We start from the raw sequence: 405 nt of genomic DNA, 5'->3' as shown, positions 1-405 counted from the left end.
AATATAAGGAGGATAAGGAATGAAAATCACGGCTAATTTTGATTTGGAAGAGTTTGTGAAGTCGCCAACGGCTTCCCGATTGGGCATTGATAACACTCCGGGCGAAGCCATCACTGAAAACATCAAAAAGGTAATCACGGAAGTGATGCAGCCTATACGGGATTTGATTGGTGAGCCGGTATATGTCAATAGTGGCTATCGGTGTCCGGCATTGAACGCAAAAGTGGGCGGAGTGAAAACATCCAAACATCTTCAAGGTTTGGCGTGCGACTTCACGCTTGGAAGTTGCGCGAAAAACAAAGCTGCTTTCAAAAAGATTGCGGCAATGGGATTGCAGTTTGACCAACTTATAGATGAGTATGATTATACTTGGATACATATTAGTATATCAGAAACGCCTTACAG

1 protein-coding gene is annotated in these 405 nt (G+C 43.2%); it reads left to right on the top strand.

Annotated features, from left to right (window positions below):
- Nucleotides 1-19 precede the first annotated feature (19 nt).
- On the top strand, nt 20-405 hold a 386-nt coding region (locus ASC50_RS05175; protein ID WP_056928783.1), incomplete at its 3' end, for a D-Ala-D-Ala carboxypeptidase family metallohydrolase.

The organism is Candidatus Symbiothrix dinenymphae, from assembly GCF_001431085.1.
This window is presented reverse-complemented; position numbering and strand designations above follow the sequence as displayed.